Source organism: Carboxylicivirga sp. M1479 (genome assembly GCF_007097485.1).
In the GTDB taxonomy this organism is placed as follows: domain Bacteria; phylum Bacteroidota; class Bacteroidia; order Bacteroidales; family Marinilabiliaceae; genus Carboxylicivirga.
In genome coordinates, this window is record NZ_VKDE01000004.1 from 1 (window position 1) to 24,904 (window position 24,904).

General features: G+C 38.4%; 16 protein-coding genes. 10 read left to right on the forward strand and 6 right to left on the reverse strand.

The window, feature by feature from the left end; all coding sequences use genetic code 11:
• Positions 1–163: 163 nt before the first annotated feature.
• Together FNN09_RS03735 and FNN09_RS03740 are read right to left on the reverse strand one after the other, a co-directional pair.
• Positions 164–1,060: a sugar phosphate nucleotidyltransferase gene (locus FNN09_RS03735; protein ID WP_143300143.1), complete on the reverse strand. Its 897-nt coding sequence runs from the start codon at positions 1,058–1,060 to the stop codon at positions 164–166.
• 63 nt (positions 1,061–1,123) lie between these two features.
• Positions 1,124–2,119 (reverse strand): N-acetylmuramoyl-L-alanine amidase, encoded by a 996-nt coding sequence (locus tag FNN09_RS03740; RefSeq protein ID WP_221932413.1) that lies wholly within the window; start codon positions 2,117–2,119, stop codon positions 1,124–1,126.
• 134 nt (positions 2,120–2,253) lie between these two features.
• Between FNN09_RS03740 and FNN09_RS03745 the strand changes: the two genes are divergently transcribed.
• The 3 genes from FNN09_RS03745 (at position 2,254) to FNN09_RS03755 (ending at position 5,595) form a co-directional block, all read left to right on the forward strand.
• Positions 2,254–2,889 (forward strand): class II aldolase/adducin family protein, encoded by a 636-nt coding sequence (locus tag FNN09_RS03745; RefSeq protein ID WP_143300144.1) that lies wholly within the window; start codon positions 2,254–2,256, stop codon positions 2,887–2,889.
• A 202-nt stretch (positions 2,890–3,091) separates the two neighbouring features.
• Positions 3,092–3,463 carry a BlaI/MecI/CopY family transcriptional regulator gene (locus tag FNN09_RS03750; RefSeq protein WP_143300145.1) on the forward strand — a complete coding sequence of 124 codons (372 nt, stop codon included), beginning with the start codon at positions 3,092–3,094 and terminating at the stop codon, positions 3,461–3,463.
• Positions 3,463–5,595 (forward strand): M56 family metallopeptidase, encoded by a 2,133-nt coding sequence (locus FNN09_RS03755; RefSeq protein ID WP_143300146.1) that lies wholly within the window; start codon positions 3,463–3,465, stop codon positions 5,593–5,595. Before FNN09_RS03750 ends, FNN09_RS03755 begins: the two co-directional genes overlap by 1 nt.
• A gap of 45 nt (positions 5,596–5,640) precedes the next feature.
• Here the strand turns inward: FNN09_RS03755 and FNN09_RS03760 are convergent, their stop codons facing one another.
• The 4 genes from FNN09_RS03760 to FNN09_RS03775 all read right to left on the reverse strand — a co-directional run bounded on the left by FNN09_RS03760 (position 5,641) and on the right by FNN09_RS03775 (position 10,877).
• Entirely contained in the window at positions 5,641–6,468 is an 828-nt protein-coding gene (locus FNN09_RS03760) for a DUF4249 domain-containing protein (RefSeq protein ID WP_143300147.1), read from the reverse strand.
• A gap of 10 nt (positions 6,469–6,478) precedes the next feature.
• Positions 6,479–8,791 carry a TonB-dependent receptor gene (locus FNN09_RS03765; RefSeq protein WP_143300148.1) on the reverse strand — a complete coding sequence of 771 codons (2,313 nt, stop codon included), beginning with the start codon at positions 8,789–8,791 and terminating at the stop codon, positions 6,479–6,481.
• A 240-nt stretch (positions 8,792–9,031) separates the two neighbouring features.
• Positions 9,032–9,445: a threonyl-tRNA synthetase editing domain-containing protein gene (locus FNN09_RS03770; protein WP_143300149.1), complete on the reverse strand. Its 414-nt coding sequence runs from the start codon at positions 9,443–9,445 to the stop codon at positions 9,032–9,034.
• Between the two features lie 142 nt (positions 9,446–9,587).
• Complete coding sequence (locus tag FNN09_RS03775) at positions 9,588–10,877, reverse strand: PAS domain-containing sensor histidine kinase (RefSeq protein ID WP_185968850.1); 1,290 nt, start codon at positions 10,875–10,877, stop codon at positions 9,588–9,590.
• A 307-nt stretch (positions 10,878–11,184) separates the two neighbouring features.
• On the opposite strand from FNN09_RS03775, the gene FNN09_RS03780 reads away from it, so the two are divergent.
• The 7 genes from FNN09_RS03780 (at position 11,185) to FNN09_RS03810 (ending at position 24,889) form a co-directional block, all read left to right on the forward strand.
• Complete coding sequence (locus FNN09_RS03780) at positions 11,185–12,468, forward strand: rhodanese-like domain-containing protein (RefSeq protein ID WP_143300151.1); 1,284 nt, start codon at positions 11,185–11,187, stop codon at positions 12,466–12,468.
• Positions 12,469–12,585: 117 nt separating this feature from the next.
• Positions 12,586–13,710 carry an efflux RND transporter periplasmic adaptor subunit gene (locus tag FNN09_RS03785; protein ID WP_143300152.1) on the forward strand — a complete coding sequence of 375 codons (1,125 nt, stop codon included), beginning with the start codon at positions 12,586–12,588 and terminating at the stop codon, positions 13,708–13,710.
• Between the two features lie 10 nt (positions 13,711–13,720).
• Positions 13,721–16,831: an efflux RND transporter permease subunit gene (locus FNN09_RS03790; protein ID WP_143300153.1), complete on the forward strand. Its 3,111-nt coding sequence runs from the start codon at positions 13,721–13,723 to the stop codon at positions 16,829–16,831.
• Between the two features lie 4 nt (positions 16,832–16,835).
• The gene (locus FNN09_RS03795; protein ID WP_143300154.1) at positions 16,836–18,233 is read left to right on the forward strand and encodes an efflux transporter outer membrane subunit; all 1,398 of its coding nucleotides are present in this window, start codon (positions 16,836–16,838) and stop codon (positions 18,231–18,233) included.
• Positions 18,234–18,662: 429 nt separating this feature from the next.
• Positions 18,663–19,520 (forward strand): AraC family transcriptional regulator, encoded by an 858-nt coding sequence (locus tag FNN09_RS03800; protein WP_185968851.1) that lies wholly within the window; start codon positions 18,663–18,665, stop codon positions 19,518–19,520.
• 315 nt (positions 19,521–19,835) lie between these two features.
• The gene (locus tag FNN09_RS03805) at positions 19,836–21,536 is read left to right on the forward strand and encodes a hypothetical protein (RefSeq protein ID WP_143300156.1); all 1,701 of its coding nucleotides are present in this window, start codon (positions 19,836–19,838) and stop codon (positions 21,534–21,536) included.
• A 275-nt stretch (positions 21,537–21,811) separates the two neighbouring features.
• Positions 21,812–24,889: a TonB-dependent receptor gene (locus FNN09_RS03810; protein WP_143300157.1), complete on the forward strand. Its 3,078-nt coding sequence runs from the start codon at positions 21,812–21,814 to the stop codon at positions 24,887–24,889.
• The last annotated feature ends 15 nt before the right edge of the window (positions 24,890–24,904 follow it).

Sequence of the window (24,904 nt, forward strand, 5' to 3'; positions counted from 1 at the left end):
TGACCTTGATTATAGGGCTTGAAATTGATTTGTTTCATGCTTTTAAGATACTAAATATCAGGCACATGAACAAACTAACTCAGCTGTAATCAATTGATTATGAACGAAAAAAGAGGGAATCCGTTTTTGGACACCCTCTTTGAAATATTGAAATGCTTTTAGTCTACCAAAGTTTTTTAGGGTAGATACCATTTGAGATTAACTCGTCTAACTTCTCTTGCACTAAAGGTTTATCTTCCTTATACGTTACGCCAAACCATTTTGAATCAGTGCGAATAACTTTTGTGCTAGCCTCTCCTTTTTTAATCATATTATCCACTACCGCATTGAAATAGAATTCAGATTTCATTTCTGTTCCTTTTTCTTTCAAAAACTCAATAAAGGCAGCTTCTAAATGTTTAAAATACTCTGGTTTGAATGCCCAAAAATTCATCGAAACAGCTTCTTTACCTGTTAGCTCAGTTTTGTTGTCTTCCTCATAAAAGAAGATTTTTTCGCCCTCGTAACCTATTTTGGTGCGCTCGGTAATGTTAACTAAGTTACCTTTCTCATCAGCCTCACAAACGCCGCGTGATACCGTACCATGCTCCGAAAGTGTGTTGTTAAGTGCATAACCCACCATTGCGTACTCATTGCTGTCAGTGCTTTGAGCAACAAAATCAAATACTTGCTTGTAGGCTTCACGGCCATAAAAGTCATCAGCATTAACAATAGCAAATGGCTCGTTAATTACCTCTTTGGCCATTAAAATAGCATGACCTGTTCCCCAAGGTTTCTCACGTCCTTCAGGTAGTGAGTAGCCCTCAGGCAAATCATTCAGCTCCTGAAAAACATATTCGGTTTTAATTCTACCAGCCAGATTAGGCTCAAAACGAGCTTTAAATGCGTCGGCAAACGATTCGCGAATAACAAATACCACTTTTTCAAAGCCCGACTGAATAGCATCATATACCGAGTAATCGATTATTGATTCGCCATGCGGACCAAGTTCATCCATTTGCTTTAAGCCGCCATATCGACTGCCCATGCCTGCTGCTAAAATTAATAATGTTGGTTTCATTAGTATAGTTATTTAATTATGTTTCGATTAATTGTTAATCTTTCGAAAGGATAAAAATAAGGATTATTTCTTATTATTCCTTTCAAAATCTTTCTTTATTCCATCGTAAAGCCAATTTGCCAAGGCTTGTCGGTTATCAGCTTTTACAAAACGTTGTTGATCGCGATAGTTTTGAATATTGCCTAATTCGATAAAGACAGATACTGGCGTAGTGTTGCGAAGAAGGTATAGGTTGCGATCGCTTACCGTACCTGAAAAACCCCGTGATGGTTGATGTTGGTTATACTTCTCGTCAAACGTATCGCGCAGCTGAGTGGCCATTTTCTTGCCTGTTTTACTTTTTTTATGATGATAGAAAAATACATCTATCTGCTTACGTTTACTTCTACTGTCGACATGGATGATGATGCAACGACGATAGGCTTCCGTATCTTGTTTGTATAATTTATTGACTTCAAGCGTACGTTGCTTGAGTCGCTTGTTTTGATCAAGAGGTATGGTTTTGCTACCACACGTTTCGTGGTTGTCAAGTTTTAGTATTTGATTATCGCGAATGCCATCATCCTCATCCTGAATAACAAGATGAATATTTGCTCCATTTTCCTGAAGTTTCTTGGCCAATCGAAGAGTAATGTCGTAGGCATACTCATCTTCGTGCAGTACATGATTTCCATATTTTCCTATTGCTCCAGGATCAGGGCCTCCATGGCCTGCAACCAAGTAAAAAGCAGTACCTTTAAGCGCTTTTGATTCCAGAGGAAAGCGTTCACGCTCAGTGCCATATAGCGGTTCGTATAATTCAATTTCCGACTTCGGAATTAAGTATGTTTGATGTGCTAGGAGCGAATGGTTTTTGCCAAATTTTCCCTTGTTGAGCTTAATGAAGGTATCTTGAAAATCCTTTGGCGGAAGTTTATGACGCAGCAAAAAACTATGAAGACCTTCGCCCGCTTTAGGTTTGCTTGTTTCGTACTCAATATTTGCCTGAGCAAAGCCAATGAAGTGGATCAATAAGAGAAGTCCAATTAATATGTAGTGTTTGTGTTCTTTCGTAATCATGGAAAACAAAAATATAGTTTTTAATAATTTATCCATAGAATAAAAGAAGCACTTGTCTGAAATATGACTAATATCTTTAACTCTTTGATTAATTTTTGCTGGCAGATGCTTATTTTTGATCAAAACAAGTTGATATGCATAAGGAGTCCTGGATAAAAGATAAAAAAGAAGTAGCGAAATGGATGCGCCGTTTGTATAAAAAGGGACTTACCACTTCATTGGGAGGAAACATAAGTATGCGCTTGGATGATGACTTGATAGGCATCACAGCATCAGAAACCGATAAAGGAAAGATTAAAGCTAAGGGTATTGCAATAGTAACGATGCAAGGTAAAGTTGTTGATTCATCATTGAAAGTAAGCATGGAAACAGGTATGCATTTGGCAATTTACAAAACAAGACCTGATGTGAAGGCAATTGTGCATGCACATGCCCCAATGGGTAGTTTGTTTGTAGCTATGGATCGGGAAGTGAATACACATTTATTGGCTGAAGCATATACCATACTTGGTCAGCCTGGCATGGCTGAATACGGTGCTCCCGGCTCCAAAAAGTTGGCCGATAAGGTTGCATTGGTTTCTAAAACAAGCAATGTGATCTTAATGAAAAACCATGGTGTATTGGCAGTAGGTAGTTCCATGCTTCAGGCTTTTGACCGCATAGAAGTTCTGGAAAATGCTGCTAAAATGACGGTTTTAACATCCATGTTAAATAATAAGGATGAATTAAATAATGATCAGATAGCAGAGTTAAAGAATTTGTTTGGCTAAAGCCTTTTTGCTTAGTACGTATAGAAAAGATGTTTTCGTTATTTGCTTGAATGTGAATAATAAAAACATCTTTTTTTATGTGTATTTCATTTCAAACTAAAAAACTCGTTACGTAACTAAAAAAATAGTTGTTAAAACGAATTCAATAGTTATATTTGTAAAGTCAATACATTCATGGTACAATAACATTAATAGAAAAATAATGATTACAAAGCGATTAACGAAGCGAGAAGAGGATGTGATGAAAATATTGTGGGACGCAGGTAAAGGGTTTGTGAAAGATTTATTGAAACAACATCCAGAGCCTAAGCCACATTACAATACTTTCAGTACCATTATTCGTGGCCTTGAAGAAAAAGGGTATGTAGCCCACAATTCTTATGGAAATTCGCATGAATACTATCCTGCTGTTACCAAAGAGGAATATCGTAAGTTATTTGTTAAAAATGTGGTGTCTGATTATTTTGAATCATCCTACAAAAACGTTGTATCATTTTTTGTAAATGAGGACAAGCTAAATGTGGAGGATTTAAAAGAGTTGATCGATATTATTGAAAAGAAAAAGCAGGACTAATGGATACATTTATTGAGCTACAATTAAAGACAGGCGCTATAATTGCCATTTCCGTATTGATATATGTGACAATTTTGGCGCGCGATAGTTTTTTTAAACGCAATAGGGTATGGCTATTGGCCACCATATTTGTACCATGGATTATGCCATTATTGGCAATGCCTTTGTGGTTGAAAAATCTTTTGTTTCAAGTGCCAGTTCAAGCTGCAGGCGTGCCATTAATCATTCATGATTTACCAATGGCAGTTACACCTGAAGTAGTTGAAACGAGTTTTAACTGGACTGTTTTATTTGCTGTTTGTTATGCTTTAGTCAGCTTGTTTTTAGTAATACGATTGTTGTATGGCTATGCTTTTATTAACCGTTTAAAAAATAAAGGAAAGCTGAGTACTTATAAAAATTACAAAGTTATATTACTTAAGGATGAGGGTATTAACCCCTTTTCGTTTTTCAGAACCATTTTTATGCCGCAGCATTTAGAGAGAGAAGATGATGGCAAAATGATTTTGGAACATGAGCGTACACATTGTGCTCAATTACATTCAATTGATATTTCCCTGTCTGAGTTTTTATTGATTATTCAGTGGTGGAACCCATTTGTTTGGTGGCTCCGTCGCCTAATTGCCCAAAACCATGAATATTGTGTTGACAACGCGATGGTGCAATTAGCAACTGAACCTCAGGAATATCAGTACTCATTGCTCAATATAATACAGGGCCGTACAAGGATGCAATTGGTGAATAACTTTAATCAAAGTTTAACTAAAAAAAGATTAGTAATGATGAATAAACAAAATACAAATCGATTAATAGGATGGGGAAAAAGCTTAATAGTTGCCCCACTAATTATATTGGCCGTACTGGCTTTTACCAACCCCGAAAAAACCACGTCCAATACAAATGTTTCTATCGAGATTAGTAATAATGAGGATTTAAGAAAACATGTTGCCAAAACTATTAAATATCCATTGGAGGCACAGCAGAATGGTATTGAAGGAATTGTTACTGCTAATTTTAAAATAAGCAAAAAAGGAACCGTTAGCGGTGTGAAAATTGGCAGTAACTCAAAGGCTGTTAAGCTTGATAAGGTTGTGGTTGTAGCGTATTCCACAAATGAAGTTAATAACGGTAATTCAAAAGGTTCAAAAACAGAACTTGAGGAGTTGCTAAATAAAGAGGTTGTTCGTGTTATCGAAGCGTTGCCAACAATTACAGATAAAGGCTTAGTCGGTAAAACACTGCAAATTGATATGGAGTTTATTTTGCAGAATAAGAGTCCCCAGAAGAAGGAGAGTTTATCAGGTAAGTGGGAAGGTAAAAGTACAAACCTTGCTAATTCCAAGGGTGAAGAGTTTTCATTGATGGCATCAGATGGACATATTTTAATGAATGGACCTAAAGGTAATCAGCCAATTTTTGTGATAGATAATAAAGAAGTGTCATGGTCGGAGGTTGCTGCACTTGATTTAAATAAAGTAAGGGCTATTGGTAAATCACCAGCTGGTAATAAAGTGAAGGTTATTAATGCCGTTCCTGAAAATGGAGCTTTTATAATACATACAACCGACTTTGTTATACCTAAATCTTCAGCTAGAAAAGCAGAAAAGGCAATGGAAAAATCGTTGTATTACGTTGATGGGAAAAAAGTGAGCAAAGAAGAGATGGAAAAGCTTGATCCTGCTGCTCTGGCTAGTGTTAATGTGTTAAAAGATAAAGCAGCCATTGATAAATATGGGAAAGCAGCCAAATTTGGCGTTGTGGAAATAACAACCAAAAATATGGATGCAAATGGCGAAGAAGTTTCAAACTCTGCTGTAATTATCGATGATAAATCGGATAAAAAAGTTGAGGAAGTTGTGGTAGTTGGCTATGGAACAATGAGAAAATCAGATGCTTCTGTTGGTGATCTTTTAGTGCGGGAAGGAAGCAAGGCTGAGGGTGTTCGAATCAAAGGATCTACAAGCGAAAATAAGCCTTATATCTTACTGGATGGTGAAGAATATGAAGGCTCAATGGATGATTTGGATTCTGATAATATACAGTCAATTTCTGTCATCAAAGATCAATCTGCAAAAGCCCTATATGGAGACAAAGCGGAGCATGGTGTCATTATTATCACATCAAAAAAATAATTAAGAGCTGCCAGAAACTAATCGGGTTTCTGGCAGCAATATTTTTTATTCTTCTTCTTCAATCTGAACCGTTTTTTGATCAAACGACCAAGCTCTGAAATAGCCCAATACATCTTGCCCCATATTAGATGCAGGGTTAAAAGGTGTTGAACTACCTCCTCCGTGTGGATCAATAATTTCGTCCAACTGTGAGTAATAATCGTAAGTGCCTTCGTCAATAGAGTAGGCTTTAACCGTCACCACATCATCTTTGGTAAAGATAAATCGCATTGGACTAAATTCAATGGTTTCCTCATTGGGAAAGAATTCATGGGAGTATACGCTATAGGTATCTTCTTTATCTGAACCATTTATGTAGTATTTCAGCAGGTAGTAGTTTTCTTCCAAAGGATTATTTTTGAGTACTATCTGCAATTGGTATTCAGTTTCTTCCTCTGAACCTCCAAAGCCGTCAAATTCTAAATACTCGATGTTGAGTATCTCGGTTGGTGTTAACATGCTGCTTTTGCCAAGGTATGTTTTGTCATCAACATTAATTTCCAACTCATATTCAAAGCCTTCTCTGCCAATAACAATGTTGCCCGTATATAAGCCCTTGCCTTGATGAATGAGTGTTTCCACACGTCCATTCAGTTCTTTAATGTTTACAATTGCATCTGTTTCATAGTTTGGGGCCTCTTCCGAAAAATAATCGGTGGTATATGAAAGCTGTATTTGTGCTGTTTGCCCCATTTCTATCTTGCCATCGATTGATAATTTGGGATCAGAATCATTCAGGTCAATATCGATCACTTCTTCGCACGATGGCATTGAACCTAAAAGAACACAAAGTGAAAATGAGAACATGATTTTATTGATTAGATATTGTTTCATGGTTGTAGGTTTAGAATTTAAAGTTCCATGTTACTGATGGAACAATGCCAAATAGGCTTAGTTTAACAGCCTCTGTTACATTAGGGTTTGTCTCGCTTTCGCGAAAATTAATGGTGTAAGCATTCATCCTATTGTATAAGTTATACAGCGAGAAATCCCAACTTGACTGAATGCGCTTGTTTTTATTTCCCTCTAAATGAATATTAAGGTCAACACGATGATAGTTAGGCATGCGATAACCATTGCGTTCGGTATAATAGGGGACTTGATGACCGTCAAAATCGTATTTACCACTCGGGAATGTAACGGCGTTGCCAGTATAAAAAATCCAATTGGCCGAAATGGATACGCGTGGCGTAAATTGGTAACTACTCACAATTGATACATCATGTGTTTTGTCGTACGATGAATCGTACCATTCACCATTATTGATACCTTCAATTTTGTTATCGGTGTTCGAAAGTGTGTAACTAATCCATCCAGTAAAGTCGCCGTATTTCTTTTTAAGATAAAACTCTAAGCCATAGCTTCGCCCTTCGCCCTGAAGAATGTAGGATTCTATGTCTTCATTCAGCATCACCTGAGTGCCATCCTTATAATCACTAATGTTATTCATGGTTTTGTAGTACGACTCTATTGAAAACTCAAAACTGTTATCCATGAAATTGCGGAAAAAACCAACAGAATACTGGTTAACTGTGGTTGGTTCAATATTAAATGTACTCGGCATCCAGGTATCAGTTGGTTGACCCGATGTGCTGTTCGACATTAGGTGTAAATACTGCACCATGCGGTTGTACGAAAGCTTCAGAGAGCTTTTGCTGTTCATTAGGTAGTTTATGCCCAAGCGAGGTTCAAAACCGTAGTAACTTTGCATTACTTCGCCTTTACCATATAATTCTTCGTTAATGATGTTATTGTTCGAGTTGTAAGTAACGTTTTCTCCCGGGCCAAACTGATTAAACATTGATAGCCTTAAACCATAATCAAACACTAATTTTTGATTTAGTTTCTGCTCATTGCTGGCATAAACAGATGTTTCTAATGCTTGTTTCTCAGGAATTTTAATATCTGATATAGAATTGTCTTCAAACAAAAACTCACCTGGGTAAAATGTGTGATAAGTGGTGTTAAAACCAAATTTTGTGGTATTCTGAGGGTTGGCATACCAGGTAAAATCTTGTTTTAAGCTAACATCTTTAATGCCCGATGACATACTTCCATTATCTCCAAAGTTAAAACCGTAATCATACTCGCTGTATAAGGCTGTTGTGTTTGAAAATAACTGTGAACTAAAAAGATGATTCCATCGAAGTGTGGCAGTCGTATTTCCCCAATCCATGCCTAAATCTTCAAAGCCAAAATCATCTTTGCCAAAGTAACCCGATAAATAGAGTCGGTTATTGTCGTTTATTTTATAGTTTAATTTAGCGTTTAAGTCGTAGAAATACATTTTGGTATCACCACTAACCTGGTTAGCTGCTTTGGCCATTAAGTCGGCATAGCTGCGTCGGCCAGATACGATGAATGACATTTTATCTTTGATAATAGGCCCTTCCAATGTCAAGCGTGAGGCTAATAAACCTATTCCTCCTGAACCCTGAAATGTTTTCATATTGCCATCGCGCATAGTAATGTCAAGTACCGATGCTGCGCGGCCACCATAATTGGCAGGTATACCACTTTTATAAACCGTCATGCCTTTAATCGCATCAGAATTAAAAACCGAGAAGAATCCCATCAAGTGAGATGCGCTATAAACGGGTGCTTCATCCAATAAAATCAGGTTTTGATCGATTGAACCACCTCTTACGCTAAAACCATTGCCACCTTCTGAGACCGTACTAATACCCGGAAGCAGTTGTATTGTTTTTAGCACATCACGTTCACCGAATAAAACTGGTAGTTTGTCAATGGTTTTCATGTCTAGCTTTTCACCCGACATTTGGCTTGAAGTAATGTTTTTATCTTTTTTCTCAGCACTAATAACCACCTCGTTTAGTGCGGTTTTGTTTACTACTAGCTCAATTTTAATGTTTTGATTGCTTGTAAGTTTAATTTCCCTTTTTTGAGTTTGATAACCTACAAAACTGTAATAGATGGTTTGTTCTTTAGCTGGTAAGGTAAGTGAGTAAAAGCCATAGGTGTTGGTCATGGTGCCTACGGTTTTATCGGCTGTGTAAACGGTTACTCCTATTAATGCCTCGCCAGTTGCTGCATCTAGCACTTCTCCGCTAATAGTGTGCTTGTTTTGTGCATTAGAGCTAATTACGAAAAAACATAAGAAGCTTATAAGCAGCCCAATTTTATGTGTGTAATGCATGAATTCAATTTGGGTTAAAATGTATTAGGTTTTCTTTTGCTGTAATGACAGCATAATTATCTAAAGGATGCATGAATCATCCTTATTTAATCTCTCCAAAGATCAAAAGTACATTTTTAGGCTTTAGGGTTGTGTTAAAATAGGATGAAAACGGATAAATGCGGGGTGATTTCGATAATATAAATGGTGTATTGAGAAAATATACTATTCGATACTATCATCAACTCTTTGTTTTAAGCATTAAAGCTCGGCCCAAATGCGAGCCAGTGAAAAACCGGGAGCATCAATTTTTAGGTCTAAAAAATAGCCGAAAGGAGTTTGGTTGACCGTAAAGTTGGCGTTTTGAAGTCGTGTTTGCGCTTCGTCAAACAGTTGTTTTGTAAAACTTACCGATGCCTTAGAATCAGATAAGTGAGCAAAAGAGTGCAGTACAATATTTGTGTTGTTATTTTTGCGGGATGCCCATTTTAAATGGTTCACCAATTTTTTCTCACGACTTCTTACATCTTTCTCTTCATCACTTTTTTCAACCTGAATAAAAACAAGCAGGCAATCTGAAAAAGATTTAGCTTCACCAGGGGGAGGTGCATCGTCCAGATTTTTTTCAGAGGGAGAGTATGAGAAGTTGTTGGTGTAGAATATGAGTACTTTCATCTGTTTAAATTTTGTTTTTTGCCACTACTTGTCCCGATTTATCGGGATGAAACTAGCTAGCAATATTGCACCTGTCTAAGAATAATTAGTAGCTGATTTCATAACACATAAAAGTACGTAGTTTTTTATTAAAGGATAATAATTAATTGGCTAGCTCAAGCTTAAAACTCAGGGTTGTTCCTTTATATACTTCGCTTTCTACTTCCAAACTAAAACCGTGCTTTTCAATATATTCTTTGCAAAGGATTAGGCCCAATCCATGACCCGATTCTCCCATAATTCCTTTTGTTGACTGTAGCTTGTCCAATTTAAATAAATGAGTCTTAACCTCAGGGGCCATACCAACACCATTGTCACTTACTTTGATTTTTACCACATTGGAGGCCTTATCCAACTCGCTGCTTACGGATATCTCGCCATAATTAGGAGTGTATTTTAAAGCGTTGGATAGGAGGTTTCTCAGCGTAGAAGTAATCATGTTTTTATCAGCCATTACAAAGCAATGATCGCCGGCTATCTGTGATGAAATAGCGATGTTTTTCATGTCCAACATGGGTTTAACCAGTTCTACTTGCTCTTCAATTAGTTTATTGAGTGCATGCTTTTCTGGTTTAAAAGTCGTTCGGTTTGTTTGTAAGGACGACCATTGTAGTAATGTTTCGAGTAAACCATAGTAATTACGACTCTGTTTATGTACAAGCTTAATGAGTTCTTTGTTATCGTCGTTGTTCCGGATATCAAATTCACTAATTAACAAATCATTTAAACCCATAATTCCCTGGAAAGGACTACGTAAATCATGTGCAATAATGGAGAAAAAGCGATCTTTGGTTTGGTTAAGTTGCTGAAGCAGGTGGGTTTGATGTTTTATTAAATTCTCTTTTTCTTTTCGTTCAGTAATATCTCGTATAATATCCAGTGAACCTGAGGGAATCAAATTGTTCGAAAAACTGGTAGAGTTAACCTGTATCCAAATAACACTTTGGTCTTTACATATTACTCTCCCCTCAAATTTACGATAATAACCATCGGTGCCCAATTTTTTAAAAAACTCGGTAGAATTAGAAGTATCATCAGGATGGATTAGTTGATGTACGTTCATGCCAATTAGTTCTTTCAAAGGGTATTTGAACATTGTAGCAATAGATATATTCGCATCTATAATATTTTTGTTATCATCCAGTAAGCAAATTCCATCTATCGAGTTATCAAATAGCGTTTTATACCTGTAATGCTGTTCGTGGTATTGAATATTGTGTTTTCTTATGGCATTAATGCTCACATTGAGCAAAACCGAAAAAAGAAAAAGAATATAAATGTCACTCGAGAAGTGCTTTGTGTCAACAAGTCCAAACGTAATTTGTGGTATGTAAAGCAAACTGAGCAGAAGTAAACTTACCAGGATATTCTTCTTCCACGTAATCCAAATCAAAGGTAATAGCGATAATAGGTTGATGAGGAAATGGAACTGTTTTGGTGCGATACATAAACTGCAAGCACTTAAAATGTATATGAGATATACAAATGCCAAGTTACTGCTGACTATTGATTTGATATATGATTGTTTCATTAAAGTATTTCAGATGTGTAATAAAAGTATACATACCTAACCCTATAAGGTTACATTTTGAGTGTGCATTTTTTGGTGTAAATTCATAATTTTAATTTTTGCTTCTTTAGGCATTGATACTTAAGGATTTTACTCCGATATTGATTGGTAAAACAACAAGTTAAGAGTGATGATAAAAAAACTGACGACCAAACAACTACAAGAACTACTTTATATTGAAAATGTGCGTTTAATTGATACGCGTCCTGTTGATGCCTATAACGGCTGGCCGATGAAGAATGAATCCGCTGGTGGACATATTCCTAACGCTAAATCATTGCCACACAAATGGACTCATTATATGGATTGGATTGAAGTTGTTCGGCATAAAGATATTGCGCCTCATCATTCCCTTGTAATTTATGGTTACGATGAGAAAGAGGTAGCGGAAGTCGCCGAGTTGTTTGTAAAAGGTGAATACGAAGATGTTTATGTGTATCATGAATTTATTGATGAATGGATAGAGGGAGGTTTGCCACTTGAAACCTTAAAGAGGTTCGATCGTTTGGTTTATCCGCAGTGGTTAAATTCTATTATCAATGATGGTTCATCTGAGGGAACTACAATAGAACGCGTGGTTGTTGTTCATGCTCATTATCGCAACAGGGATGCTTATCTAAGTGGGCATATTCCTGGCGCAATTGATATGGATACGCTTGCGCTTGAATCGCCTGAGACCTGGAATAGACGTAGTCCTGAGGAATTAAAATTAGCATTTGAACATCATGGCATTACAGCCAATTCAACCGTTGTGTTGTATGGTAAGTACATGCACCCTGATAACGATAGCGATTTCCCAGGTAGTGCTGCCGGCCATTTAGGAGCCATACGTTGTGCTGCCATAATGTTGTACGCTGGCGTAAAAGATGTACGTGTTTTAAACGGTGGCTTTCAGAGCTGGAAAGATGCTGGCTTGCCTATTTCTACCAATGATGTGGCAAAACAGGCTGTATTGGACTTTGGTGTTGAAATACCCCAGTATCCTGAGCTATTTGTTGATACGGATGAAGCAAAAGAGATGCTGGCTTCTGACAATGCAGATTTGGTTTCTGTGCGCTCGTGGCCTGAATTTATTGGGGAAGTAAGTGGCTACAACTATATAGAGAAAACCGGGCGAATACCTGGAGCTATTTTTGGTAACTGCGGTACAGATGCCTATCACATGGAGAATTACAGAAATGTCGATCACACAGTTAGGGAAGCTCAGGAAGTGGAAGCGATTTGGCAAGAAGTAAATATTATACCCGACAAACATTTGGCTTTTTATTGTGGTACAGGTTGGCGTGGTAGTGAAGCTTTTTTTAATGCCTGGTTAATGGGATGGCCTCGTGTATCGGTTTACGATGGAGGCTGGTTTGAGTGGAGTAACAATCCTAACAATCCTTACGAGGTGGGCGCCCCTAAATTGGTGTAATTATTTCAGGTATAAAAACTTTTTTTTGTTTGATTAGCGACAATTTTTAAACGTGTTGTTATTTGTATTATCTAAAACAGTATTTTTAGACTGTATTAGCTGATAACCTAAACAACTATGACTTATAGAAAACTGTGGCTGTTCTGCCTACTTGCAATTGGAATAACTGCATGCAAAAAAGAAGATAAACCTGTTTATCCTTCGGTTGTTGTAACGCCTGTTCAAAAAGATAATGTTAAACTGTATGGAGAGTATGTAGGGCGCATTAGAGCTTATCGATATGTAGAAGTGCGTGCTCGAGTTGAAGGCTATCTTCAAAAAATGATGTTTGATGAAGGTAAGCGAGTGGAGCAGGGCGAAGTATTATTTTTGATTGATCAGGCGCAATACAGGGCTCGACTAGATAAGGCTCAAGCTCAGTTGAAGAGAGATGTTGCCTCACTAAATAAGGCTCAGCGTGATGTAGAACGACTGCAGCCGCTATATGAGCAAAATGCAGCCAGCCAATTGGATTTAGACAATGCTGTAGCGGCTTTTGAAAGTGCTGAGGCCAATGTGGCCATGAGTAAAGCTGATTTGGCACAATATCAGTTAGAGTTGGATTTTACAACTGTACGATCGCCGTTACATGGTAATATTAGTGAGCGTTATGTGGATATTGGTGCCCTGGTTGGTCCTGGTAATAGTTCTTTACTGGCAACTGTTGTACAAAGCGATACGGTACTGGTTGATTTTAAAATGACAGCCTTAGATTACTTGCGCAGCAAAGAACGAAATGTTGAAATTGGAAAAACTGATAGTACACGCTCGTGGCAGCCAACGGTCAAAGTAACATTGGCTGATAATACTGAGTATCCGCTTGAGGGAATTGTTGATTTTGCCGATCCACAGGTCGACCCTAAAACAGGTACTTTTGGTGTGAGGGCCGAGCTGGCCAATCCTAACCAGGTGCTTCTGCCAGGTCAGTTTACCAAGGTCAAATTCTTATTGGATGTAATTGAAGATGCCATTGTTGTTCCGCGTAAGTCCCTCATCATTGAAAAAGGCGGTAGCTTTATTTATGTGATGCGTCAGGATAGTGTTGCCGAGAAACGCTTTGTAGAAACAGGCGCTGAAATTGATAATTCAATTGTTGTTGAGCGTGGTTTGGGATCAACAGAACAGATAATAATCGAAGGCCAGCAAAAGTTGAATCCTGGTATTAAAGTGAAAGCTGTTCCAGCATCAGTATTAACGGATTAAATTTGAAATAATGAAACCAGGATTTTTTATTGAAAGACCGGTCTTTTCGTCCGTTATATCCATTTTTATTGTTCTTTTAGGTGTTATTGGTTTATTGTTTTTACCAATTGACCAATACCCGAAAATATCGCCCCCTGTTGTAAAAATAAGTGGCTCTTATCCCGGAGCCAGTGCCGTTACTGTTTCTGAAGCGGTGTCAACGCCAATTGAGCAGGAATTAAACGGAACACCGGGCATGATCTACATGGAATCAAGTAGTTCCAATTCAGGCAGTATATCGGTCAACGTTACTTTTGATGTGGGTACTGACCCTGATTTAGCAGCTGTGGAGATTCAAAACCGTGTTAAGCTGGCCGAATCACGTTTGCCTGCCGAGGTGGTGCAAAATGGACTAGCCGTTGAAAAGCAATCATCTAGCCAATTAATGACCTTGTGTCTAGTATCCGAAGATCCCAAGTTCGATGAGATCTACCTAAGTAACTTCGCAACAATCAATGTGCTTGATGTGCTGCGCCGGATACCTGGGGTTGGACGCGTTTCTAACAGAGGAAGTCGATATTACGGTATGCGAATTTGGGTGATGCCCGATCGCCTGGCCAGCTTTGGCTTAACGGTTAAAGATTTGCAGGATGCTTTAAAAGATCAAAACCGCGAGTCGGCAGCTGGAGAGTTAGGCTTACAACCGATGAATGCCATCGATGTAACCATGCCCATTTCCACAAAAGGGCGTTTGGAAACGGCAGCTGAGTTTGAGCAGATTGTTGTGAGAGCCAATACCGATGGAACAATTATCCGCATGCGCGATGTGGCACGAGTATCCTTGGAGGCATCGTCCTATACACAGGAAAGTGGTATTAATAATGGAAACGCTGCGATGTTGGCCATTTATTTGCTACCTGGGGCTAATGCTGTTGAGGTGGCTGAAAATGTACGTGCCGCCATAAGTGATATCAGCCGTAACTTCCCCGAAGGATTAGACTATCTGATTCCTTTTGATATGACTGATTACATCAAGGAGTCGATTAAAGAGGTATATGTAACCCTATTTCAAGCATTGCTCTTGGTTGTGATTGTGGTTTTTCTTTCGCTCCAAAATTGGAGAGCTACAGTTATACCAGTAATTGCAGTGCCAATTTCATTAATTGGAACCTTTGGTTTTATGATGGCCATGGGTTTTTCATTAAACATGTTAACCCTCTTAGGGCTTATTTTGGCCATTGGAATTGTGGTGGATGATGCCATTGTGGTTGTTGAAAACGTGGAGCGCATAATGGAAGAGGACAAGGTTGGTGCCCGTGAAGCAACCCACAAAGCAATGAAAGATTTATCAGGTGCATTGATTGCTACATCTCTGGTGTTGGCTGCTGTATTTGTGCCCGTAAGTTTTCTGTCGGGTATTACAGGTGAATTATATCGTCAGTTTTCCGTTACCATTGTTGTTTCTGTATTAATATCAACCATTGTGGCCCTTACTTTGAGTCCAGCTATGTGTGCCATTATACTTAGACCAGGGGGCTCTAAGCAAAATGTAATTTTCAGAACTATAAACAAATGGTTAGATATTAGTAATAGCAAGTATCAGCATATTCTTGGTAAGGCGGTTGGTAACCCCAAACGTATGTTAGCAGGGTTTGGAATGGCATTGGTGTTTATCTTTATTCTGGCACGCGTTATTCCTACTTCATTTATACCCGAAGAAGATCAAGGTTTTTTTACGGTTGAGATTGAACTGAATGAAGGAGCTACACTGGAAAGAACCCGCATTATAACAAGTTTGGTGGTTGATTATTTTCAAGAGCAAGAAGCCGTTGAATATGTGCAGAGTATTGCAGGTAGAAGCCCTCGTGTTGGCACTAATCAGTCCAGAGCAGAACTAACAATTACCCTTAAACCCTGGGGTATGCGCGAGGATGATGAACTAAGCTTGCAAAGTGTGATAGATAAAGCAAGAGAAGATTTAAGCAATATCCCAGAGGCACGTTTTTTCTTTAACAAGCCACCAGTTATACCAGGTTTGGGTACATCAGGCGGTTTTGAGCTACAGTTGCAAGCCAAGTCGGGTGCTAGTTGGGAAAATTTAGTGGATGCAACCGATTCCTTATTGCTTTATGCTTCACAACGCAAAGAACTGAGCAATGTGTCATCAGCTTTGCAAGCCGATATTCCACAATTATATTTCGATGTAAACCGCGATAGGGTGAAATTGTTAGGTATTCCTTTAGCTGATGTATTTTCTACCATGAAAGCCTTTTTAGGGTCGGTGTATGTGAACGATTTCAATATGTTTAACCGTATTTATAAGGTTTACATCCAGGCCGAAGCACCATACCGAGCCAATAAAAACACTTTGGGTCTTTTCTTTGTGAAGGGTGCCGACGACGCCATGGTGCCTTTAACTGCTTTAGGTAATTCGAGCTATACAACGGGGCCAGGAAATATCAATCGTTTTAATATGTTTTCATCGGCTATTATACGCGGTACACCAGCCAGTGGATACAGTTCGGGTGAGGCCATGGAAATATTGGAGCAGATAGTAGATGAACGTTTGCCTGATAATATAGGTTTAGACTGGAGCGGACTATCGTACCAGGAGAAAAAAGCAGGTGGACAAACAGGTATGATTATGGCCCTGGTTTTCTTATTCGTGTTTTTATTTTTAGCGGCTCAATATGAAAGCTGGTTAGTTCCGGTAGCTGTTTTGTTATCATTGCCAATTGCTGCTTTGGGCGCTTTTGCTGGTATTTGGGTAACAGGGCTTGAAAACGATGTGTACTTTCAAATTGGCTTGGTCACGCTTATTGGTTTGGCAGCCAAAAATGCGATACTAATAGTTGAATTTGCTAAAGTTGAGGTTGACAAAGGTATGGATGTGGTGCAGGCTGCATTATTGGCGGGTAAGCTACGTTTTAGACCAATTGTAATGACTTCATTGGCCTTTGTATTGGGTATGTTACCAATGGTATTAGCTACAGGCCCTGGTTCAGCAGGTCGTCACTCAATTGGGACGGGAGTATTTTTCGGTATGTTGGTAGCCATAACGGTTGGAATTGTGTTGGTTCCATTCTTTTTTGTGGTGACGTATAAATTAAAAGCTAGGTTTAACAAGAGCGAAAATAAATAGGGCGATGTATAAATTAATTAAGAATAAACTCTTCATATATACTGCGGTTATTACGCTTTTGGTAATTGGTAATTCATCGTGTAAAATTGGTAAGAAGTACACCAGGCCAGAGTTAGGTCTTCCTGATAAATTGGAAGAGATGAGTATTGACTCGACTACCATTGATGACATTGCCTGGTGGGATATCTATACCGATACAACACTTCAGAACCTTATTACAGTAGCATTAGAGAATAATAAAGATGTGCTGATTGCCAGTGCACGGCTAAAACAATACATGGCGGCCAAACGCATAGCAACAGCCGACTTATACCCACATATTGGAGCCGATTTTCATGCCGAAAAGGAAATGGAAAACTTTGGTGGCAACAATGAGGAGATATCTCCCGAGTTGGAATTGAAAGGCTCGTTGAGTTGGGAGCTCGATTTATGGGGCAATATCCGCTGGGGCAAAGACGCCGCCATTGCCGAATATCTGGCAACAAAGGAGGGACAGCGAGCTTTGCAGATGAGTATAGTAGCTGAGGTTGCAGAAACTTACTTTATCCTTATCGCGCAATACGATGAATTGGATATTATTCAGCAAACACTTTATGCCCGGAAAGAGGGTGTTCGCTTGGCTGATTTACGATTTAGAGGTGGTTTAACATCCGAAACATCGGTTCAGCAGGCAGAGGTTGAGTTGGCCAAAACAATGACCTTTGTGCCTGTGCTGGAGCGTAAAATTCGCTTATCGCAAAATAGATTAGCCTTGTTATTGGGAACCTATGAAAATAAATTAAACAACTGGACTGAGCTGGATTTGCAAGAGATGCCAGACAGTTTGCCCGCAGGTTTACCTGCTCGTTTATTAGAACGTCGACCAGATATTCGCCAGGCTGAACAGGAGTTGATTGCTGCCAATGCACAAGTTGGAGTGGCCACCACCAATCGCTTTCCACGTTTGGCCTTAACTACTAGTTTTGGTCGGGAAAACGACGATTTGGGTGAATTGTTAAAGTCGCCTTATTGGTTTATTGCTGGCGATATCTTGGCACCAATTTTCCAGGGAGGAAAACTAAAAGCTCGACAAAAAGTTTCAGAAGCCTTATTAGAACAGCAAATATACTCGTATCAACGCACTGTTTTAGTCGCTTTTCAGGAAACCAACGCGGCCATAATGACTGTTCGCAAAGCTAAAGAAGTATATGTGGCACAATCTAACTTAGAAGTTGCATCGCGCACTTACCAAAAACTTGCCCTATTGCAATACCTCAATGGCGTTATTAACTATCTAGATTTATTGGATGCACAACGTAGCCTCTTAGATGCAGAAATTAGCCTTAACAATGCGAGGCGTGATGAACTAATTTCGATGGTGTACCTTTACAAAGCTTTAGGAGGAGGATGGGAGAGTAGGTAAGGACCAGAATTAGAAAGAGGATTGATAATGTTATTTAAATTATAATCGGTATTTTCGCTATGCATTGGATTTGGCAACCGACTACCTAAACATAATTCAAATTGCATTGTTTGAAATTATAAAATCGTATTTTTAATGGTTTTTGAAGAATATTTTAAATTAGTATTACTAGTTGGGACAGTATTAATTTTTTTATTGTCCTTGTTTTTGTGGTTCTATCCTAAAAATTTCTTTGCAAATAAAGTATTAGGAGTGCTAATATTTACTTGGGCCATTACAGTGCTAAGTTTTGTATTGCAATCAATAGAATTTTATTCTCGATTCCCACATTTGTATGGAATAACATCCGGGCTTATTTTGATGTTTTTTCCATTGATGTATTTATATATTAAAACCTACTTATATAAGGATGCAAGGAACTTAAAAAAAATGTGGATCCACTTTGTTCCTCTTCTTATACGATTTATAGCATTCTCTCCTTTTTACTTCCAATCAGGAGATGCTAAGGTGAAGATTTTAGTGGCGGATACAACACCGTGGCTCGACACGCTTTTTAAGCTTAATGACATCGTTATTATTCTTCAAGGAATTATATATACGATTCTTTCAATGAGGATTTTGCATCATTTTCAATATTTTAGAGAACGAAGAATGACGAAAGTGCAGCGCAATGCTGTGAGTTGGTTAAAGCAATTTGTAATAACCAATGTATTTCTATGGTCGATAGGCGTTTCTGGTTCTATTTTTTATATGTTACGAATAGATGTGCCATTCAACTTATTTAATATCTATTATTTAGGATTAACCATTTTAACTATTTGGATGGGGTATTTTACTCTTAGAAAGCCGCATTTATTTTCTGAAGCACAAGAACTAAAGAGTTTGACAAAATACTTGGGAATGTCAAAATCAGAGTTAGAAGAACTGGCCATTAAGAATAAAGCTGACTTGCACAAATTGATTCACTTTATAGAAAGCCAAAAACCTTATTTGAACACTTCGTTGAACCTACAACATTTGGCAAGCGGAACAGGTCTTGCTAAAAATCGCATATCTGACATTTTTAACACAGAACTTAAGAAAACTTTTTACGATGTGATTAATGAGTATAGGACCAAGGAAGTAATTGAACTAATGAAAAAGGGTGTTCATGAAAGCCATACTTTAACACACCTTGCAGAAATGGCTGGCTTTAACTCCAAAGCTACCTTTAACCGAATTTTTAAGAAAATAACCGGGAAAACACCTTCTGAATACACAAGCGAATTGCCAGATTCTAAAAATTAATATTTCGATTATAAATCAGATTTTATATCAGAATACCCATATTCAATAAGCTTTTCTGAGAATTAAATAGCTTGGGCGTTTCATTGAGCCAATTTTGTTAAAAAAATCAAAATACTGTCTGTGTTGTGGTTTGAACTTTGTTAAAGACAAGGTTGTCAGGTGATTATAATTTACTTGTTGAGGTGTTTGTATGTCTCATTTTGCTCAATGAGACATGTGAGGGGGTGGTGATTCATCAAATATTAGACTCAAACATAGATTTGTCTACTGAAGTTCGAATTAAAAATTCAAATTATTAATTAAAAAAAGTAGACTATGAAAATGAAGTTTATTTCACTTTTGATGATCGCATTTTTTACAATATCATTTGTAGGGTGTGTTGGAGATGATATTGATGATCTGCAAGGCCAAATTGATGACATTAATGATAAAGTAACAGAGTTAGAAGAGGCACAAGATGCCGCCTTATTAACTGCAATTGCCGAATTGCAAGCTGCTATTACAGCACTTGAAACCGATGTAAATAGCGATTATGAAGAGTTATTAGGCAACCTTACCGATTTAGAGACAGTTGTACAAGATAATAAGGCTGCTATTTTCTATGGTAACTTGGTTACCGACTCTGATTATGACGCTTTTGTTGCTCAGGGTGCTGAAATTGTAACAGGTAAAGTTGTTGTGAGCAATGAAGAGCAAGTTGCTAAATTAGCCAAATTATTAATGATTGGTGGAGACCTGAGTGTAGAAGGTGGTGTAACAGTAAGCATTCCTTTACTTGAAACTGTTGCCGGTGATTTATTTGTAACAGAGATGAGTGATGAAAATGCCGCTGTATCATTTGCAAAATTAGCTAGTGTTGGTGGTGAATTTGGTATTGGCTATAACGAATCGTTGGTATCAATTAGTGCACCTGCCTTAGTTTTGGTTTATGATGGATTGTACATGATGGACAATTACAGTATGCAGGATGTTGACTTCTCGGCACTTGATCTCGTAGGTGAAATGGAAATTAATGGCGATTGGGCTGGTTGGAATTCATTTGATATATCTGCAACTGATGTAGCTGGGGATGCATCCATTATTGGAATTGCAGGATCTGTTACTGTTAACCTTGGCGTTGTAGGTGGTAATATTGAAATTGCAGAGTTCGAGGGTGTTACTTCTGTTTCTATTGAAAATGAAGTTGTTGTAGGAGATCTAATCTTAAACGGTTTAAGAGATATTGAGACTATTTCAATTGCAAACCTTACAGAAATTAAGGCAGTTGGTTGGTCTGGTGGAAATATCAGAATACAAGGTCTTTATCCTCCTTCTGAAGGTGGAGGCGGTGGAATCGGTATTGGTTCTGCAAGCCTTAAAGCAACTGCTTCGTCTGACCTACTAGGATGGACAAATAACCTAACTAGCATTGCTGGGGATGTAACAGTTTCAGGAAACCAATTTACAGCAATTGATGCGTTTAATAATGTTGAAACGGTTGGAGGTTCTATTGATATCAATGGTAATGGTAATCTTTCTTCAATGCTTGTTTTTGAGGCATTAACAAGTTTATCCGGCGATATCATAATCGACAATAAGATGAAGTCATTTGATGGATTCAATAGTCTTGAAACAATGGGATATAATACACGCCTTGCTATTGTTGGAAAACAAACACAAGATGAGAACTGGGAGTACGAAGGCGAATGTGTTATCAATGGTTTTGCCGCATTAACAAGCGCCCATATAATTGAATTAAGCCTTAATGAAACAACTGATTTTCATGCTTTAGCTGCTCTTACTTCATTAACAGCTTATGGTTATCAAACAGGCATAACAATTTATATGCAAAACCCAGACCGAGTTGGTGTTAATGGTCCAGTTCAATTGTGTGAGATTAAATCGTTCCTTGAAAACAGTATTTCTGAAGAATATGGTTCTGAGTATTATGACCATAATTGGAATTTAGTTGATCCTATGACAGCAATTCCTGCCTTAACGTCAAATTGTGGTGGCGGAGGTATTGGCATTGGTTAAACTATGCTTTCATAAATAGTATCTATATATTATCCCGGTTGTCATTACAGCCTGTCGGAAACAGTTCTGTCAGCCGGGATATTTTAATATTCACCAATGCCTTGATGCTTTGAGAATATTTTCAGCTCATCTAAACTCATGGTATTGCTGATTTATATTGCCCTACCCACAAAAAAACATTCCAACCGTTGATCCCAAACTAGCCACGAGTACACAAACATAAGTTGATAAGATAATTGAGTCAATAAGCTACTAAGACAACAAACATTATAGCAATGAAAAAGATATTATGCGGTATTCTATTGAGTATTGTCACCTTGGCAAGCTATGCGCAAAACCTGCGTGTAGAAGGTATCGTGACAGATAGTTCAACGGGAGAATCCTTACCTGGTGTAAATGTTTTTATTGATGGAACTCAAATAGGAACTGTTACGAATTTAGATGGGTATTATACAATAGACGTTAGCTCTGGAGATGCCACTTTGGTATATTCTTTCATAGGTATGTCTATGAGAAAGGAAGCTGTTAACAACCGAACAAAGATTGATATTGCATTAGATCCGGAACACGAGCAATTGGATGATGTAATAGTGGTAGCTTACGGTACCACAACTAAAGAAGCCTATACAGGTGCTGCTCAAGTGGTAGATAATGAAATTATTGAAGACCGCCCGGTCACTTCATTTGAAAAAGCCTTACAAGGAACCACAGCTGGATTACAGGTAACAAGTAGTTCAGGACAACCCGGTTCAACAGCGGCCGTGCGAATCCGAGGTATCGGTTCATTAAGTGCGAGCAGTTCTCCATTATACGTTGTTGATGGTGTTCCTATGGCCGGATCACTAAGCGATTTAAACCCTAACGATATTGAAAGCTTAACGGTACTTAAAGATGCGGCTGCCGCATCACTATATGGTTCACGTGCAGCCAATGGCGTTATCATGGTAACCACCAAAAAAGGGAAAGCAGGTAAAACAAGTATATCTTTTAATGGTCAGGTTGGTGTCTCTTCGCGTATAGGAGATGGCTATGAGCTAATGAATTCCTCACAAATATATGAGCAGTCGTGGATGGGCTTATATAACTGGGCTTTATACAAAGACGGCCAGTCACTTGATGAAGCAACGCAATACGCTCATAAGCACGTAGCCAATACTGTTGGTTTTAATCCATTTGGTGTTGATAATCCTTTGGATGATAATGGGAAAGTTATTCCAGGTACTCAGGTGCTAACCGATACAGACTGGAGAGATGAAGTGTACAAAACGGGAATCATCCATAACTACAATCTTAATGTAGCTGGAGGAAGCGAAAATACTAAAGTTTACTTTTCACTAGGTTATTTTAATGATAGCGGAACCACTATAGGTTCTGACTTTACACGGTATTCTGCCAAATTAAATGTGCAGCACAAAGTAAATGATTGGATTTCAGCTGGGATGAGCAATCACTTATCTTACTCCGAAACCAATGCACCTCCAGGTGGTGGAGAAGGAGCAAACCCAGTTCGTTCGGCTGAAATAATTAATGCCGCATCACCTGTTTATAACCCTGATGGAACATTCAACTGGGATAATAAAGCCGTGTATGATTTTAACCCGGTTGGTTTGTATGAATATGATCAATATGAATATGAAACTAAGCGAGCTTTGACGAATGCTTACCTTAATTTTCAGTTGTTACCGTCTCTTTCATTTCGTACGACAGGAGGAATTGACTATAGCGGAGATAAAGGCTTAAACTATTACAATCCTTACCATGGTAATGGAGCTGGTGTAAATGGACGTAGCACAAAAGCAAGTACCGAAAATATAAATTGGAGTATTTCAAACATCTTTAGTTGGAGACGCCAAACTGGAGATTCAAGCATAGAGGTGCTGGCAGGGCAAGAAGCAACAGGTAGTCAGTATGATGTGTTGCAAGCTGGTGTAACTGATTTTTCAGTTCCTTTTCAGCCTGATTTAGTGTGGGGAGGTACACCTGAAATGCCTGTAAGTTATTCTAGTGCTTGGACGATGGTTTCCTATTTAAGCCAGGCAAAATTCAATATAAAAGGAAGATACAACCTTAGTGCGAGTGTGCGAAGTGATGGTAGCTCACGTTTTGGAGAGAACAATAAATACGGACTTTTCTACTCTTTTGGTGGAGGATGGCACTTAAGCAAAGAAGAATGGATGCCCAAATTGTCATGGCTTAACTATGCTAAGTTAAGAGCCAGTTATGGTACATCAGGTAATAGTTCAATCGGTAACTATGAGTCTTATGGTTTGTATGGTAGTGGCGCCAATTATAGTGGCTTGCCAGGATTGTCTCCTGTACAGCTAGAGAATCAGGACATTCAGTGGGAAAAGAATGCAGCTTTTAACCTTGGTTTAGAAACCACTTTATTCAATCGTTTAGATGCTTCTTTTGAATGGTACACCCGTCAATCTGCTGATTTGCTATTCGACAAGCCATTATCAGCCAGTAAGGGTTTCCCAAGTATTAAAACCAACCTGGCAACCATGAACAACTCTGGTTTTGAGGCAACATTAACATACAGTGCTGTTCGTAATACTAATTTTACCTACGATATAAGCGCCAACTTTTCAAGTTATACCAATGAAATTTTGGACATGACCACCGATCAAATTAAGAGTGGTACTAAGCTAGTCGAAGAAGGTGCTAGTCTGTATCAGTTTTATATGCGAGAGTGGGCTGGCGTAAACCCAGATAACGGTACGCCAATGTGGTACACCAATGTGTCATCTGATGATAGTTCGAATGAAACTGAGCCAGGTACTTCATATACCGATCCTCTTGGTTCTGGCCGACAAGTAACAAGTGAATATAGCGATGCAGAAAGGGTTCGTTTGGGTCTTGCCATTCCTGATTTCTTTGGGGGTTTAAGTAATCAGTTGACTTATAAAAACATCGACTTTAGCTTCTATTTTTATTACAGTATTGGTGGCCAGGTTTATAACTCAGATTATGCTTCAAACATGCACGATGGTAGTGATCCGGCCTATAACTTAGCTGTTGATGCAGCTAATGCCTGGACACCTAACAACCGCTATACAGATGTGCCTCGCTACATTGTTGATGGGACCGATAATGGTGAGCAAATGTCTTCACGCTATTTGGAAGATGCGAGTTATTTGCGTTTAAAGAACATCTCCATAGCTTACAATTTACCTCAAAATATATGCAGTAAAATCCGCGTTCAGGGGCTTCGAATATTTGCCTCAGGCGAGAATTTATGGACCCTAAGTAATTACAAAGGCTTTGATCCTGAAGGAGCTTTGAGTGGAACAACATCTAACTCTATTCCGGGCACAAAGGTGATAACGTTTGGTGTTAAAATGGACTTGTAGAATCTAGGTTGTAAT